Source organism: Prevotella sp. SGI.167, assembly GCF_050313615.1.
Taxonomy (GTDB): Bacteria; Bacteroidota; Bacteroidia; order Bacteroidales; family Bacteroidaceae; genus Prevotella.
Genome location: NZ_JBNPLT010000145.1, coordinates 1 through 394 on the forward strand (window position 1 = coordinate 1; position 394 = coordinate 394).

The following is a 394-nucleotide window of genomic DNA, read 5'->3' on the forward strand; positions in this document are numbered from 1 at the left end:
GTTGCAGATGCTTACTTCTCTACAAGTACATTTGTTAATGGGATAAAGAAAGAAGGGTTCTCTTTGATAAGCCGCTTTCGTGACAATGCTTGTCTCTTTTATGTCTATGCTGGTCCACGTACTGGAAAACGTGGTCGCCCCAAGACCAAGGATGGCAAGATTGATATGAAGAATCTTGACCTCACTCGAATGGAGAAGATGGAGATGAAAGATATAGAAGGAACAGCTTATACTTTGATTGCCTATTCCAAGGCACTCAGGTGTAAAGTTAGACTTGTCATCTGGCAGATGCCGAATGGCAAGAAGAAACTATTCTTCTCTACAGACACCTCACTTTCGGGTGAAGAGGTACTTCTTTATTATAGAACCAGGTTCCAGATCGAATTTTGCTTTC

The 394-nt window shown here is 41.6% G+C and carries 1 pseudogene; it reads left to right on the forward strand.

Annotated features, from left to right (window positions below):
• Nucleotides 1-63: 63 nt before the first annotated feature.
• Nucleotides 64-394, forward strand: a pseudogene (locus ACQRBJ_RS16270) (transposase); the annotation flags it as partial.